Source organism: Neobacillus muris, from assembly GCF_943193175.1.
Lineage (GTDB): Bacteria > Bacillota > Bacilli > Bacillales > Cytobacillaceae > Neobacillus > Neobacillus muris.
Window position 1 is genome coordinate 38,381 of record NZ_CALPDF010000007.1, and the last position, 13,918, is coordinate 52,298.

At 43.6% G+C, this 13,918-nt stretch carries 15 protein-coding genes; 4 read left to right on the forward strand and 11 right to left on the reverse strand.

The genetic code is table 11. From position 1 onward, the window contains the following. The first annotated feature begins 6 nt into the window (after positions 1–6). Positions 7–1,173, forward strand: coding sequence for an MGDG synthase family glycosyltransferase (locus tag NFS43_RS07245; RefSeq protein ID WP_251550922.1), 1,167 nt, complete (start codon positions 7–9; stop codon positions 1,171–1,173). A gap of 517 nt (positions 1,174–1,690) precedes the next feature. Here the strand turns inward: NFS43_RS07245 and NFS43_RS07250 are convergent. Then, the gene (locus NFS43_RS07250; RefSeq protein WP_251550924.1) at positions 1,691–2,788 is read right to left on the reverse strand and encodes an acyltransferase; all 1,098 of its coding nucleotides are present in this window, start codon (positions 2,786–2,788) and stop codon (positions 1,691–1,693) included. Between the two features lie 446 nt (positions 2,789–3,234). On the opposite strand from NFS43_RS07250, the gene NFS43_RS07255 reads away from it, so the two are divergent. Further along, the gene (locus tag NFS43_RS07255; RefSeq protein WP_251550925.1) at positions 3,235–4,410 is read left to right on the forward strand and encodes a glycosyl hydrolase family 28-related protein; all 1,176 of its coding nucleotides are present in this window, start codon (positions 3,235–3,237) and stop codon (positions 4,408–4,410) included. Between the two features lie 35 nt (positions 4,411–4,445). Here NFS43_RS07255 and NFS43_RS07260 read toward each other — a convergent pair whose 3' ends face one another. Further along, positions 4,446–5,039, reverse strand: coding sequence for a DUF1836 domain-containing protein (locus NFS43_RS07260; RefSeq protein WP_251550927.1), 594 nt, complete (start codon positions 5,037–5,039; stop codon positions 4,446–4,448). A gap of 132 nt (positions 5,040–5,171) precedes the next feature. On the opposite strand from NFS43_RS07260, the gene trhA reads away from it, so the two are divergent. Further along, complete coding sequence (trhA, locus tag NFS43_RS07265) at positions 5,172–5,822, forward strand: PAQR family membrane homeostasis protein TrhA (RefSeq protein WP_251550929.1); 651 nt, start codon at positions 5,172–5,174, stop codon at positions 5,820–5,822. A 175-nt stretch (positions 5,823–5,997) separates the two neighbouring features. Further along, on the forward strand, positions 5,998–6,819 hold the full coding sequence (locus NFS43_RS07270) for a YitT family protein (protein WP_251550931.1): 822 nt from the start codon (positions 5,998–6,000) through the stop codon (positions 6,817–6,819). A 79-nt stretch (positions 6,820–6,898) separates the two neighbouring features. Here NFS43_RS07270 and NFS43_RS07275 read toward each other — a convergent pair whose 3' ends face one another. The 9 genes from NFS43_RS07275 to ureC form a co-directional block, all read right to left on the reverse strand. After that, entirely contained in the window at positions 6,899–7,273 is a 375-nt protein-coding gene (locus tag NFS43_RS07275) for a DUF488 domain-containing protein (RefSeq protein WP_338150593.1), read from the reverse strand. A gap of 38 nt (positions 7,274–7,311) precedes the next feature. Then, the gene (locus NFS43_RS07280; protein WP_251550932.1) at positions 7,312–7,542 is read right to left on the reverse strand and encodes an excisionase family DNA-binding protein; all 231 of its coding nucleotides are present in this window, start codon (positions 7,540–7,542) and stop codon (positions 7,312–7,314) included. Then, positions 7,514–8,575 (reverse strand): DmpA family aminopeptidase, encoded by a 1,062-nt coding sequence (locus tag NFS43_RS07285; RefSeq protein ID WP_251550934.1) that lies wholly within the window; start codon positions 8,573–8,575, stop codon positions 7,514–7,516. The genes NFS43_RS07280 and NFS43_RS07285 overlap by 29 nt, the downstream gene beginning before the upstream one ends. Beyond that, entirely contained in the window at positions 8,572–9,507 is a 936-nt protein-coding gene (locus NFS43_RS07290) for a dipeptidase (RefSeq protein WP_251550936.1), read from the reverse strand. The genes NFS43_RS07285 and NFS43_RS07290 overlap by 4 nt, the downstream gene beginning before the upstream one ends. A gap of 102 nt (positions 9,508–9,609) precedes the next feature. Beyond that, the gene (locus NFS43_RS07295) at positions 9,610–10,428 is read right to left on the reverse strand and encodes an urease accessory protein UreD (RefSeq protein ID WP_251550937.1); all 819 of its coding nucleotides are present in this window, start codon (positions 10,426–10,428) and stop codon (positions 9,610–9,612) included. Next, entirely contained in the window at positions 10,429–11,040 is a 612-nt protein-coding gene (ureG, locus tag NFS43_RS07300) for an urease accessory protein UreG (RefSeq protein WP_251550939.1), read from the reverse strand. It lies immediately after the preceding gene. Positions 11,041–11,065: 25 nt separating this feature from the next. Beyond that, complete coding sequence (locus NFS43_RS07305; protein WP_251550941.1) at positions 11,066–11,764, reverse strand: urease accessory protein UreF; 699 nt, start codon at positions 11,762–11,764, stop codon at positions 11,066–11,068. Beyond that, on the reverse strand, positions 11,745–12,191 hold the full coding sequence (ureE, locus tag NFS43_RS07310) for an urease accessory protein UreE (RefSeq protein WP_251550943.1): 447 nt from the start codon (positions 12,189–12,191) through the stop codon (positions 11,745–11,747). Before ureE ends, NFS43_RS07305 begins: the two co-directional genes overlap by 20 nt. Before the next feature lie 11 nt (positions 12,192–12,202). After that, the gene (gene ureC / locus NFS43_RS07315; RefSeq protein WP_251550945.1) at positions 12,203–13,918 is read right to left on the reverse strand and encodes an urease subunit alpha; all 1,716 of its coding nucleotides are present in this window, start codon (positions 13,916–13,918) and stop codon (positions 12,203–12,205) included.

Consider the following 13,918-nt stretch of genomic DNA (forward strand, 5'->3'; position numbering starts at 1 on the left):
AAAAAAATGAAAAAGATAGTAATCTTGCCATTATTTACAATGGAATCCGGCCATCATCGAAGTTCCGATGCATTAATGGATTCCATAAAAAAACTGGATCCTGCTGTTCAATGTGAAAAAGTTGATTTCCTAAGTTATGTGAATCCCGCATTTGAAAAGTCGATTGCTCAACTTTACTTAAACTGGATTACCAAAGTGCCCCATTTATATCATACATTCTATCAAAACTATTTTTATCGTAAATCAACGATTCTTCATTCCGTTTATGAAACCTTGTTTTTAGAAAAAATGGAACAAATGCTTGAAAATAAGCAGCCCGATTTGATTATTTGCACCCATAGCTTTCCATCGTTTCTTGTCAGTAAGTTGAAAGAATATGGGGCATGCGACATCCCTGTCATCAATCTTTACACTGACTTTTTTATCAATCATTTGTGGGGAAGAAAACACATTGACCAACATTTTGTTCCATCAAGAGATGCAAAAGAACAATTGATCCATGACGGGGTCCCTGAGGAAAATATCCTTATTACCGGAATCGTAACAAACGATATTTTTTTAAAGAGGAAAAAGAAAAAATGGGAACAAACAAAACATCATGTACTGATAGCAGGAGGCAGTCTAGGGCTGGGAAACCAGCTTCTTTCTATTATTGAGTCCGCCGATAGCAGCCAAATGAAATATCGTGTTCTCTGCGGTTCCAATGTTCAACTTTATAAAAGAATTGCTTCCATGAACTCAAATTCCATTAAACCATTATCCTATATAACTAGTCCTGAACAAATGAACCAATTATATAACTGGGCTGATGCTCTTATTACGAAGCCGGGCGGGGTGACGGTCAGCGAAGCGCTTAAAAAGAAACTTCCGATTTTCATCCACTCCATACTCCCTGGGCAGGAGGAAATGAATATGAATTTTCTCGAACCAAGAGGGCTCGCACAAAGACTAAATCCTGATAGACCGCTGGAGGAGCAGCTATTGTCTGTTCTGAACAATCCTGTTGCTTTAGTCCAAATAAATATGGCGATGAATGACTATTTGAACGAGCTGCGGCTGAAAAAAAGCGGTGAGACGGCTGGGCATATTTATCACATGGTGTTAAATCAAGCACCTGACAGGCGCATCCAATATATTGATCAGCTGTTTTCCCAGCTATATCACAGCCTTTAAGATTTCTTATTGGATTTAAAAAGGCTGAAATAAATAAATCCACACCCAATTAATAAGACGCCGATATGCAGCCAAGTAAAGATCAACCGAAAGGCTTCAAAAAACTTAATCATTTTGTATCCTACTTTCTTTACAGCCATATGTTTAAAAATATAACCTATTAAACAGTTTTTAAACAGAACTATTTTAAAAAATGGCTCTGTTAGGATTCGCCAAGGTACGAGAATTAATAGGCGGAGAATTTCCGTCTATTGTAGATAGAAGTGCCTTAAGAAGCCGATATAAGCGGAGAAATTCCGCTTAACGGCACTAAATAAGCCTAAATTCATTGATTTTGATACAATAAGCGGAAAAAACTCTCTTATTTTTAAGGAAATACCCTTATTTCCCAATTTAAGCGGAATTCTTCCGTTTATTTTTCAAGTACAGAAAATCAACGTTCAGTTATAGCAGAGCATAAAAAATAGATAAACAGAAAAAAGCCAAGTTTTACAGCTTGGCTTTTTTCACCTGCAGCTTATATGATTAGTTTTTTCGGATAGGTTTGTTGAAGAGGTTTTGGCACCGGGATGACAAATTGGCTGAAAGGCAATAACTGAAGAATTCTAATAAAAATTACTGCGATCGAGATCACCGCTATAAACATAAGCGGAACATACTTCATGTTCCAGCTGCCTTGAGGCAAATGTCTGGCAAACAAATATAAAATCATCGGGTGAATCAGATAGATTCCCATTGAATACTGGCCGATTAATGTCAGAGGCTTGCGAAGGATTCCCCATTTTGCTAAAACCGGATACATACCAATGACCGCTATCGATAGTAATGGTATATTGGCCAAATTGGATAATCGCCTATTGGATACATACCCTTTTACCTGATACTCCACAACCGCCCCAGCCGAAACGGCAATGGCTAAAGCAAGCATCTTCCAAGGCCGTTTTGTGGCAAAGCTGACAATCTCGTCCCAAAAATACGCAAGAAAGCCCCCGAAAGCAAAATAAAACAGCCAAATCGGCATAAACGATTTTCCTGCAAGGAACTCTCCAGCCGCCCCTTGGACATCAGGATGAAATCCATAAAGGTTATAGCTAATCACTAAAGAAACAAATGTAAATGCAAGCATCATTGTCTGGGTGCGAAAAACCTTTTGAAGGAATGGAAACACAAAGTAAAACTGGATAACGATGACCATAAAATACAAGTGGTAAAACGATTCACCCATTAGTATTTTGGCTGCTTCTAATTGGTAGTCTCCAAGGGCCTGATAGTCATAGTAATAGAGAAGATAGCGATAGGCTATGCTCCATATCAGAAGCGGCCCCACTATTTTGCTCAAGCGCGACTTGAGGAAATCCCTTAAGCGGAACCCCCTTCTTTTAACCTGATGAAAAAGAAGAAATCCACTGATTACCGCAAAAATAGGGGTTCCAAACCGGCCATATTGATTAAGAAAATATGTAAACCAAGTCCATTTCTCCTCATTCATGCCATAGTTGGTTGCTGAGACATGGACACCAACGACGGCTAAACATGCAAATGCACGTAAAAAGTGAATCTCGTAAATATATTTTTTCTTTGCAGCACTAGAATCCTTAACCTCTCCATTCTGCATTTGATCTCCTCCTTTTGCCTGCTATCAGAAATCATTGTAATGGAATTCCGGTGGTGAAAGTTGGTATTTTCATAAAACTAGCAATTGGTCTTAAATGATAAAAAAGGCCATTTGATGCATAGCCTTTCTTGTAAATCCAATGACACTGCCGCCGCTTCCAATAAGATGACTTTTCTAACCAGCAGGAGGAACCAAAAATTTGATGGAATGGACATGGGCTTTTCTATGATTTTATTTATATTTCTCGATTAGAGTACTGGAATGAGGCTGTGTGCCCAGCGAAAACACGAGTGTTTCGATCCTGTCGTCCCGCTCAAAAGGAAGGTATCGTTCCATCTTCCTATTTTTAGATAATTTTAGGTAAAACGCTATAGACGCTATCGTTTATGTCCATAATGAATCGAAGCAGCAGGAAATTTTATAGTAAGAGGAGTTTTCATTTGCACGTGAAAAAAACTTGGTTTATTTTAGCTCTCATGGCCATTCTTACTTTGTGGATCATCCTTCTGGCCAATCAAGTCAGGGTCATTAACGTAAAGGATTATGGGGCAGCTGGCGATGGAGTTACCGATGACACAAAAGCGATTCAGCGGGCATTGCAGCATGCCCCTAACCATACCATCTATTTTCCGCCCGGAGTATATGCAATAACCGAGGAATTGCCTATACACTCCGGCACAGAGATTGAAGGGAATGACGCCATCATTCAAGCATCATCCGGCTTGTTAACCATTCTGCACATAAAGGGAGACAATGTTCGTGTAACAGGGTTAACAATTAATGGAAATCGCTCATCTCTAAGAGGAATTACGATTGCAGAAGGTTCCCATAATGTGGACATCTCCGACTGCATCATCAAAAATTTTACTCAGCCCAAAAATCAAGAATGGTCACGTATGACTGTCAGCGGAATCAGAATTGCCGGCGACACCAAAAACATATCCATCGATCATAGTGCTATTCAAAATGTGACAGCCCGAAACCCTGTTAAAGGCTGGGGGCATTTGATTGCCCGCGGCATTTTAATAAGCCCGCTCAATAAACAGCAGGCGGAGACAAACAACATTACCATCAGCGGCTCCAGCTTTACAAACATCGGGCCGAAAGATGATGGTGATGGAATCGTCGTACAGGGTTTTAAAAATCATGTTCAGCTAAAGATCATCAATAACACCTTCTCAGCGAACCATAAACGAGCGATAAAAATCCAATCGCCTGGTGTCCTGGTAAAAGGAAATACCATTACCAATAATTTTTATAAAAATAATTTTTATACTACCTACCAGGAAACCAAAACGTATGACATGTGGGCAGCGATCTCTGTCTATGCGGATGATACCATCATTGAACAAAATACGATTACCGGCGTGGGCAGATTCGCTAGAATTATTGACATAGCCAATGCCAGCAGCATCAAAGTCATCGATAATGTATTAAAAAATGGATATATCGGAACCGACAAGCTATCTCCCATCATTAGCATCACTTCCAGCCAAACAGGGCAAATCTTAAAAAACTTTACCATACTAGACAATACGTTCATTAATGGAAGATACGGCGTACTGGCTGCCAGCAAAATAACCAATTTAAAAGTTTGGAATAATAAACTGTTGAATAGTTAAAGCGCTGGGAAAACTTTTAGGGCAAAGCGCCAAAATTATTGCTTATGGCGCTTCCCATCCTTATCCACTACAATCCCATCCACCAGTTTTTCAGCCGCTTTTCGATAAAGATTGCTCATATGGGCAAGTGATGCAATCATCAGCACCTGTTCCAGATAAGCGGTATTTCCTGTTTGACCGTCTGAAATTTCTGCCGAGACTTCCTCCGCCCGCTTTTCCACATCAATTTTTAGTGCGGCTGCATTGCTGCTAGAGAGCTTTAAATAACTGTTATAAAAACTTTCTAAGTCGATGTCTTCTTTGATAATCCGCTTGTTGATTCCATCAAGGGTTGTTTTGATATCATTAATCGACAGGGCCCCTTTTAGCTGGTAAATCAGACTAATTAATATCAGGTGCTCTTTTGAATACTTTTTGTTTTGAATCGGAAAGATGAGCTTTCCTTTTGCGTAATTGTTAATCATGGTCTTCGTCAAAATCTTTTCATCGTCATTCCGTTTGGCTTCGGCAAATTTGCTTTCAAATAGCTGGATGACTTGATCCATATATAAATCAATGTTCGGTATTTCCTCTAAAGATAAGTTAGCGTTTATTCCCAGCTGCTCGATTAGCTGATTGATAGTTTCCATCCTAATAACCTCATTCATTCGATGATATATTTGTTATTATACCGAATTAAATATACGTTGACTAGATGATAAAATCAATGTATCATTGTATGTAGTTATCAAAACCATATGATGCATTGGAGGTATTTAGAATTGAACAGTTACATACGTGAACCCATTAATGGACTAACTCATTTAGCGGGTGCGATCTTAGCGTTTATTGGATTACTTGCCATGGTCATCAAAACTTCACTTACGACACCTACTCCGCTTGCGATTTCTGCCGTGATTATTTTTGGCATCAGCATGATTCTTCTTTATTCAGCCTCGGCCACTTACCATATGGTCATAGCCAAGGATAGAGTGATTGCCTTCCTAAGGCGGATTGACCATTCGATGATTTTCCTTTTAATCGCCGGAACCTATTCTCCATTTTGTTTTATCAGCTTAAATGGAACAACGGGGGCGGTTCTTTTTTCCATTATTGCGGCTGTTGCCATTTGCGGCATTGTGTTTAAAATGGTCTGGTTTCACTGCCCCCGCTGGATTTCAACCGCCTTGTATCTTGTCATGGGCTGGATGGTTGTGTTTGTTTTCCCTCCGCTTTCCGGCAGCCTGGCACCAGCTGGTTTAGTTTTATTAGTGCTCGGCGGAATCTTCTATACGATCGGCGGGGTCATTTACGGCGCCAAACCCAAGTTTTTAAAATTTAAGAATTGGGGTTTCCACGAAATCTTCCATGTGTTTATTTTATTGGGAAGTCTGGCCCATTTTCTAAGCGTTTATTTTTACGTCATTAAATAGAATCAATCCGAGAACGCCTCATTGGGGGCGTTTTTTTTTTGAGGTTTTCGCTTTCATTTCCGGATGTATTACAATTAAGCGACAAATTCCTGTTTTTCTATAATTTTATATTGACTCAAATGGATTTCAGCGTTTAAATATAAAAGTTGAATTCTTTGATAGAGGTGTATCTTTTTTGTTACGACTACCTATTCAAATTATTGTCATCGGCATCTGTGCAATGGTATATGGATTTGCCTATAATACATTCCTTATACCTCATAAACTAGCATCAGGCGGTGTAACAGGTATTGCCTTTTTTATTCATCAGTTTATACCAATTAACACGGGTTGGATTGTTTTGCTGCTAAATATTCCCTTATTTATTTTAGGGCTCAAATATTTAGGCAAAAGATTTATTCTGCTGACCATTTACGGTGTTACGGTTCTATCGTTAAGCATGAAATTTTTTCCTATCCATGCCGTTACCCCAGATATCCTGTTATCCTCCATTATTGGCGGTGCGCTATATGGAGCTTCGATTGGGATGCTGATCCGCTTTGGGGCTTCAACGGGAGGAACCGATATCGTTAGTTTAATCATGGCAAAGATGAAAAACTATCAGGTCGGCTTTTTAAATACGTGCATGAATTTTATGGTTGTTTGCCTATCAGGACTGGTTTTTGGATGGAATATTACGCTTTATACGGTGATTGCCATTTACGTAGCCGGACGTGCTGTCGATATGGTGTACACGACCCAAAATAAATTAACGTTAACCATCATTACCGAAAAGTACCACGACCTAAGTGAAGCGCTCATCCGCCTTCACTCGAGAGGGGTTACGATTTCGGATGCGGAAGGGGCATATACCCACCAGCCTAAGAAAGTGTTAACTACCGTTATAACAAGATTTGAACTGAATGAAACGAAACATACCATTAAGGAAGTCGATCCAAAAGCGTTCGTCAACATCACCCAAACCATGGAGGTCATGGGGCGCTTTCGGCGAGAATAGTTGAATACCTGCTAAAAAGAGCTTGGGATCCGTAATCCCAAGCTCTTTTTCGATTCACAAACCCTGCTGCTTCTTTCCTTTATTCAAAGGCTCCACCCTGCAGTCTTTGCAGCTCTTCGTATAGCACCACTGCATGATTATAAATGGGATCCTTTGCGCCATATACTAGCGTTACATTGGTTTTCGCTGCTTCATCGAGCAAATGTTCCATCAGTGCCTGCTTTTGTGCATCTGTACGAAGTTCCTGCAAATATCGGTTCTGAAACTCAGGAAATAGCTCAGGTTTATGGCAAAACCATTTTCTAAGTTCAGGACTTGGGGCCACATCCTTAAACCAATAATCCAGCCCTGCCGCTTCTTTTGAAATCCCGCGGGGCCACAGCCGGTCTATCAAAACCCGGCACCCATCATCCTCCGAAAAAGGCTCATAAACTCGTTTTAACAAAAAACGCATGTCCATCCCTCCTGCCGCATCCGTCCATAAATAGGTCATTAATCCTCGTCTTTCACGTCAATATCCTCTGGTACTGGCTCGTTAAGGTATTCTTCGACAAGCTGTTTGTATTTTTCCATTTGTTTAAGGTGCGTGTTGAATTGTTCCTTGTAGATTAAGTATTCACCGCCATCAAATAGGGCACGGATTTTTTTCTGCTGAATCAATTTCTTGATGGTATCTTCCGATAAAGAAAGGTATTCAGCTGTTTCCTTCATTGTTAAATACATTAAGATGACCTTCTTTCCAAAAATCAAGCTGATGGACAATCCGTCCGGCTCTGCCCATCGTCGTGACAGCCTGGGACAGGGAATTTAAAATGGCTTCTTCTGCTGCCTCCGCCGCAGCCGCAAAAAGCCGGTTCATTATCGGGTGATCCTCACGAATCTGGATCCTGCTTTCTAGCATTTCCTCTGAAAAATGAGGGATGTTATACGCCGTTGAAAAAGCGATGACAATATCACCACTGCCATGGCTAAAATGGCTGCCGGTTCGGCCGAGACCAATTCCGCAGCGTTTCGCCACTCGCAAAAGCTGCCGGTCGCTCAACGGAGCATCGGTTGCCAGCACGATGATAATAGATCCATCTGCCGTTTCCGACAACCCTTTCAGCTTATCATATTGAAAGCTCCGGAACTCTTCTTTTTTTCCAAAGTTGGTCAGCACAAGACAGCCGACCGTGTAGTCATCCGCCACACGGGAAGAAGATCCAATGCCTCCCTTATAGCCAAAGCAGACCATCCCTTTCCCTGCTCCAACGGCTCCTTCTGCTGCTGTTTCATTTGATGCGTTCTTTATCGCCTCTATCGCATGTTCAGGCTTAACCGGGAAAAGTCGAATCGAATTCAACTGGCTGTCATTGCATTCTCCTACGACCACATTGATGGTCCCGGTTGTCTCGCCAATCTCCGGGTTCTCCCCTAGCATATAGGCAAGAGTCCCCTGGGCGACAGCAGGCACGCCAAACGTATTGGTCAGCATTATCGGTGATTCAAGAACACCTAATTCATCCACTTGGACAAGCCCAGTCGTTTTTCCAAATCCGTTTATCACATAGCTGGCTGCCGTTACTTTATCTTTAAACAGATTCCCGTGATGGGGCAGGATCGCGGTTACCCCCGTACAGGCGTATTCCGTACCAGCATCGTCCAGCGGATAATCCAGTGTGACGTGCCCGACCATGACACTGGCCACATCGGTTATGCAGTTTTTTTCACCAATTGGCAGCTGGCCAATCACGATTCCCTGTTCCCTTGCCTTCATTGTTTCACCCCTGGACGATGGTCAAGAAAATTTTGTGAGGCAAAGCCCTTGACCTCATCCTCCGTATAATATTTTAATAGCTCATTGATAAGATTCTGGCATTTGGAGGCATCCCCCAAATTTTTCACTAAATGGCTCGTTCCATCAAAATCCGAACCCAAGCCAATCTGCTTTACACCGCCTAAGGAACAAAAATGATCAATATGCTTGATCAAGTCACTGATTTCTGCGGTTCCGCCTTCTTTCACAAAGGGAGAATGATAGACAACATGAATCATTCCACCTCGGTTAAACATCTCCTTCGCCTGCTCATCGGTCAGATTTCGTGGATGATTGCAAAGGGACCTGGCATTCGAATGACTGGCAATTGGATATTTAGCAATTTCGATGACATCCCAAAACGACCTTTCACTTAAATGGGAAACATCTGTTAAGATTTGATATTGGTTATTTTGTTGGACAATTTGCCGCCCGAAACTAGTCAGTCCTGCTCCCCTCGGTTCTTCGGCACCATCCGCCGCTAAATTGGCAAAATTCCAAGTCAGCCCTACGGAACGAACGCCGAGATGATAAAGGGCTGCCAGCTTGGTGATATCATTTCCGATGGGATCCACGCCTTCAAGCGTCAGCATCGCACCGATCTGCCCGATTTTTAACCGGTCAAAATCAGACCATTCCTTTATATGTACCATGTCCGGATTACCCGCCAGCACTTCCTTGTAAAAATAATCAATTTGGCCAAGTGCGGCATGAAATTTTTGATCAGAGGGAATGTCAGGCTCAATAAAAATGGCAAAACACTGCACCTTGATTTGCCCTTGCTGCAGCCTGGCCTTATTAGCCTGCAGCGCAGGAGCATCCGCATATCGAAGGGCGCCTTTCGCTTCCCAAAGCTTCAGTAAGACATCACAATGCAGATCGATGATATTCATAAAGGCAGACTCCTTTTTACATGCATTTTACCATAAATCATGAGGAATGAAGGGGTTTTCCATAGAAAAGAGCTGGCGTCTCCTTCCCCCAGCTCGTGAAATTTAATATTTTCTCAGAAAGACAGGTTCCTTTTGGAATAATTTTTTTCGAATGACTTCATGGCAGCCAAACAGGACGTTTTCAATGGCCTGAGTGGAATTCGCCAGCATTCTGAGGCTAAATCCTGGAACGGAAAGCAGCGAAACGCCGATTCGAACGTCAGGCAGAGGCTCCATCCATTGAACAAGCTCCTCGAGAAAATCGCGGTCAAGCTGTTCATGAATCACAGCCATTGTCCCGAAGTGGGAGTATCCCTCCATGAACCCCATGCTGTTAATCCCTCTATCCGGTTCCAATTTAACATGGTCAAAGAGCACCAGCCGACCATCCATATATACTTCCATTTTGGACTGAAGCCAATCATATGGAAAAAAGCGGCCGTCAGGAGCCCAGCCTGGAGTAAAAATGTCGGCAATGATCAAGGAAGCATCCGGCTCCATCCTTATCAGCGTACGCTGTTTAAACCTGGCATGCTGATAGGCAATGACCGGGTCCGGCAGATATTCAAATACACTCCCTGCTGCCAAATCAATCACCATTTCCTGAGACGCAGGGCATGCTCTTGTTTTATAGATTTTCGTGGAAGACTGGGTGGTGACGAAGACCTCAGCCCGCTCCTCGAGGATTAGTTCCAGCTGGTAGCTGTCGCCGTCCAGGTAGCCTCCACCTGGATTCATCACATAAAAGTATGCCTCTCCGCTTTCGGTAAGATAAACAGGTCTAGTGATTTTAAATGCGCCTTCCGCGTAAGAATCCTTTAAAATGGTTTTTCCCCTTTTTTGCATACTGACTAATTTTAGATAGCCCGTTTTCGTTTTCACTTACACCAGGCCTGCCAGCAGCGCCTGTTTCTTAATCCACTCAATCACCAAATCTAAGCCGGCATCCTTTTTCAGGTTGGTAAAAACATATGGTTTCTTCCCCCGTGCGACTTTTGTGTCAGCCTCCATTACTTCCAAACTCGCCCCCACATACGGAGCCAAATCGATTTTATTAATGATAAACAGGTCCGACTTGATCATGCCCTGCCCGCCTTTGCGGGGGATTTTTTCCCCTTGGGCCACATCAATGATATAAATGGAGAAGTCTACCAATTCCGGGCTGAAGGTCGCAGCCAGATTGTCACCGCCGCTCTCGACAAAAATAAGCGATAGATCAGGATGCTTGGCTTTTAATTCATCAATGGCCGCAAAATTCATCGAAGCGTCCTCCCGGATCGCGGTATGGGGGCATCCCCCTGTTTCCACGCCAATAATCCGGTCCTCCGGCAGGACACTATTGTTTATTAAAAACTGGGCATCCTCTTTTGTATAAATATCATTCGTCACTACAGCTATTTTGTATTCCTTGTTTAACTGCCTCGTTAATCGTTCAACCAGCAGGGTTTTCCCCGCTCCTACCGGTCCGCCAATTCCTATCCGTATCGGCTCCATTTACTCCCCTTCTTTCAGAGCATTTTTATGACATAAATAACCGGACACACAGCCTTTCATGCCGCATTTGAGCAATTTCTATTCCAGGAGCGGCCGCTCCAAAATCGTCCGGGGCCATCTCTTCAATTTGCTTGACTGTCTGGATTAAATGAGGGTGCAATTCTAAAAGAATCTGCTGCCCCGCGGTTTGGCCCAGCGGAATCCCGCGGACCCCATTTTGAACAAGGGTCCCAACCGTAGAATATAAGAACGTTAAGATCGTTTGATGCCGGTCAATTGATAAATAATCGCAGATACTGGCAAATACAATCGCAGGGTGGCCATATGCCTCCCCCTTGCGGATTTTCATCCTATAGGTTTCTAGAAAAGGGACAGGGAATATGTCCTTTCCCATTTGAATCAATCTATCGCCAATCCGGCGATTAGCCAGCCGGGTTTCTTCCGGCAGATTCATGGCATATAATTTTTGATCCAATTCCCATATACGTTCTAATTCAACTTTCAAAAAAAAATCAATCGCAAACCTGCAGGCAAGTCCATCCGTATAGGCCAGCTGTCTTTCTAAGTAGGTTCGCATCCATTCAAAAAAGGTTTCCTTATTGAATACAGCGCCATCCTGTATATAGGTTTCCAACCCATACGAGTGAGAAAAAGCACCTGACGGAAAATTGGAGTCGGTTAATTGCAAGAGTGCCAACAGCTGGCTATCCATGGTGATGGCCAATAGGACGGAAGGCCTTTTTTACCTTTCTTTGCTCCCTTAAATAAGGAACCTTCAGCTGTACCAGCAGCTCTTCCACTAAATAATCGTATTGGACCAGCATTTCTTCCCCTTCAAATTGGGCAGGCAAGTGGCGATTGCCCAATTGATGAGCGATTTCTCCCATTTGCTTCATGTTAATCGGACGAAGCACCAATAAATCATCATTTGTCACACTGACAATAATCATGTTGTGGGTATCCATAAATAAGATATCGCCATCTACCAGATCTTTTGGTTCTGCCATGCGAATGCCAAGTTCTTTTCCATGGTCCGTCGTCACCCTCTGGATTCGCTTCACCAGATCCTCACTAGATAAATAGACTTTTTCGATATGGCGTCCGGCTGTAGAGATTTCTTCGATATTTCCCACAATTTCTGTAATTACCATGAATCCTCCTCCTAGAATAAAAAGTACCGCTGTGCCATTGGCAGAACCTCGAGCGGTTCACAGGTAACAAGCTTCCCATCCACTAGTACTTCGTATGTTTGCGGATCAACCTCAATGTTCGGCATTTCTCCGTTCAGCTTCATATCTTTTTTGGTCAGCTCCCGAATTCCCTGAACCGGCCGGATCCATTTCTTTAGTCCCAACTTTTTATCGACCTCAAGCGCAATTGCCGCTTTTGACATGAACGTAATTGATGTTGCGTACTTGGCTTTTCCATACGAAGCAAACATCGGCCGGTACAAAACCGGCTGGGGTGTTGGGATCGATGCATTGGGATCTCCCATCAAGCTATGGGCAATCATTCCGCCTTTGATCACCAGCTCTGGCTTTACACCAAAGAATGCCGGATCCCAGACTACTAGGTCCGCTAGTTTCCCCGCTTCAATGGAACCCACTTCTTCCGCAATTCCGTGGGTAATGGCAGGATTGATCGTATATTTGGCTATGTACCGTTTCACACGGAAGTTATCTCCCATTCCAGATGAATCTTCTGGAAGCTTCCCTCTTTGTTTCCTCATCTTATCAGCTGTCTGCCACGTGCGGGTAATCACCTCACCCACTCGGCCCATGGCCTGTGAATCGGAACTGATCATGCTAAAGACACCCATATCATGGAGGATATCCTCAGCCGCAATTGTCTCCTTGCGAATCCTTGAATCAGCAAAGGCAATATCCTCAGGAACTTCCGGGTCTAAGTGATGACAAACCATCAGCATGTCTAAATGTTCAGCAAGGGTGTTGACCGTGTAGGGCCTGGTGGGATTGGTGGAGGACGGCAGAATATAAGGGAAGCTCGCCACTTTCATAATATCGGGCGCATGTCCCCCGCCAGCCCCTTCGGTATGATACGTATGAATAACCCGCCCGTTTATCGCGGCGAGAGTATCTTCGACAAATCCGCCTTCATTCAGCGTATCGGTGTGGATCGCCACTTGAACATCCAGCTTGTCAGCGACCCGAAGGCAATGGTCAATAGCTGACGCCGTTGTTCCCCAATCCTCATGAAGCTTCAGCCCAATAGCGCCGGCCTCGATTTGTTCGATTAACGGTGCTTCTGCAGAAGCATTGCCCTTTCCCAGAAATCCGAGATTCATAGGGAATTCTTCTGCCGCTTCGAGCATCCGATGAATATTCCATTCCCCCGGCGTACAGGTAGTGGCATTCGTGCCCGCGGCCGGACCCGTACCGCCGCCAATCATCGTCGTAATGCCCGAGGATAAGGCCGTTTCAATTTGCTGCGGACTAATAAAATGAATATGGGCATCAATTCCGCCCGCAGTCACAATCATTCCTTCTCCTGCTATGACTTCTGTGGAAGCGCCGATCGTCATATCCACCCCAGCCATCAATAAAGGATTCCCGCTCTTTCCAATCCCGGCAATTCTCCCGTCACGGATCCCAATATCTGCTTTATAAATGCCGCTGTAATCCACAATGATGGCATTGGTAATCACCACATCTAATGCCCCGTCTGCCCGGCTGGCCAGCGGGTGCTGCCCCATTCCGTCCCTGATCACCTTGCCGCCGCCGAATTTCACTTCGTCTCCATAAACGGTGTAATCGTCCTCAATCTCGATGAATAGATCGGTATCAGCCAGCCGGACGGCGTCCCCTTTTGTGGGGCCAAACATATCAGCGTACTGTTTCCTTGACATAGGGAAACTCAT